The sequence below is a fragment of the Streptomyces sp. NPDC058157 genome, from assembly GCF_042884105.1.
Classification (GTDB): domain Bacteria; phylum Actinomycetota; class Actinomycetes; order Streptomycetales; family Streptomycetaceae; genus Streptomyces.
On record NZ_JBHVUQ010000413.1, the window covers coordinates 1 to 1,920 of the forward strand.

Genomic DNA, 1,920 nt, shown 5'->3' on the forward strand with positions numbered 1-1,920 from the left:
GTCCGGCGGCGGGAGCCCGGCGAGGGCCGGGTTCCGGCTGCGGCCCGCCACCGTCCGGGCGAAGATCGTCTCGCTGCTGATGGTCCCCGTGGTCTCCCTGCTCGCCCTCTGGGGCTTCGCCACCGTCAGCGCCGCCCAGGACATCGTCCGCCTCGGCCGCGTCCGGCAGGTCGACGCCGCGATACGCACGCCCGTCGCCGCCGCCCTCACCGAGATCGAGGCCGAACGCCGGGCCGCCGTCCGCTTCCTGGCCGACCCCGCCTCCGACCAGGCGGCCGCCCTCCAGGAGCAGGCCCGGCGGACCGACGAGGCCGTCCGGCGGCTGCGCCTCGGCGACCGCCACACCGTCGCCGACACCGGTGACTACCGCGCCGACACCGTCGCCCGGCTCACCGCCTTCGTCGCCGACGCGGAGGCCCTCGGCTCCGCCCGCAAGGACATCGCCGACCGGCGTGCCACCCCCAACGGGGCCTACGAGACGTACACCCGCGTCGCCGACTCCGCCCTGGCGGTCGAGGGCGCCCTGTCCGGCGGTGCGCACCCCGAGCTCGGCGCGGACGCCCGGGTCCTGCTCGACTTCGCCCGGGCCGCCGAACTCCTCTCCCGGGAGGACGCGCTGCTCGCCCTGCCGGGCGCCCGCAGCGCCGACGCGCAGCGCCGCCTGACCGCCGCAGTCGAGGCCCGCCGCGCGCTGACCGCGGCCACCGCGGGGGACCTGCCGCCGGGGCAGCGGGCGGTGTGGGAGTCGGTGGCGCGGAGCGCCGCGTACGGCGAGCTCACCGCCGCCGAGGACAAGGCGCTGACGCCGACGGCCGCGGGCGCCGGGGCCTCCGGGGCCGCCGGTGCCTCTGGGGGCGCCGGAGCCTCCGCCTCCGCCGCGAAGGAGTCCCGTGGGACGCCGCCGGGCTGGGACGGCGCGTACACGAGCGTCGGCAGCTCCCTGCGCGAGATCCGCCAGGCCGCCCGCGCCGAGACCGCACCGCGCGCCGACCCGCTCACCGAGGCCGCCCTCAGCCCGGCCGGGGCCGCCGTGCTGCTGGGCCTGGCCGCCGTCGCCGTCACGCTCGTGATCTCCGTGCGCATCGGCCGGTTCCTGGTCGTCGAACTGGTCTCGTTGCGGGACTCCGCGCTGGAGATCGCCCACCGCAAGCTCCCGCAGGCCATGGACCGGATCCGCGCGGGCCGGTCGGAGGAGATCGACATCGAGGCCGAGGCCCCGTCCGGCCCGCCCGCCGAGGACGAGATCACCCAGGTCGGCGAGGCCCTGTCCACCGTCCACCGGGCCGCGCTCAGCGCCGCCGTGGAACGGGCCGAACTCGCCGGCGGGGTCAGCGGGGTCTTCGTCAACCTGGCCCGGCGCAGCCAGGTCCTGGTCCACCGGCAGCTCAGCCTGCTCGACTCGATGGAGCGCCGGGCCGACGATCCCGGCGAGCTCGGAGACCTCTTCCGGCTCGACCACCTCACGACCCGGATGCGCCGCCACGCCGAGAGCCTGATCATCCTCTCGGGCGCCGCCCCCGGCCGGGCCTGGCGGACGCCCGTGCCGCTGACGAACGTGGTCCGCGCGGCCGTCTCCGAGATCGAGGACTACCCGCGCGTGGAGGTGCGCGGGCTCGCCGAGACCGCGGTCGCGGGCGGATCGGTCGCCGACCTCACGCACCTCCTCGCCGAACTGATCGAGAACGCGGCCCAGTTCTCCCCGCCGCACACGAAGGTCCGGGTCAGCGGCGAACCCGTCGGCGCCGGATACGTGCTGGAGGTCGAGGACCGCGGGCTCGGCATGGGCCGCGAGGCCCTCGCCGGGGCGAACCGGCGGATCGAGCAGTGCGAGGACCTCGACCTGTTCGACAGCGACCGGCTCGGCCTCTTCGTGGTCAGCCGGCTCTCCGCCCGCCACGGCATCCGGGTGCACCTGAGGCC

At 77.1% G+C, this 1,920-nt stretch carries 1 protein-coding gene; it reads left to right on the plus strand.

Features of this window, described 5'->3' with window-relative positions; all coding sequences use genetic code 11:
• Positions 1-1,920, plus strand: a 1,920-nt coding sequence (locus tag ACFVXK_RS38450; protein ID WP_389622007.1) for a nitrate- and nitrite sensing domain-containing protein, incomplete at both ends; no start/stop codon positions are given.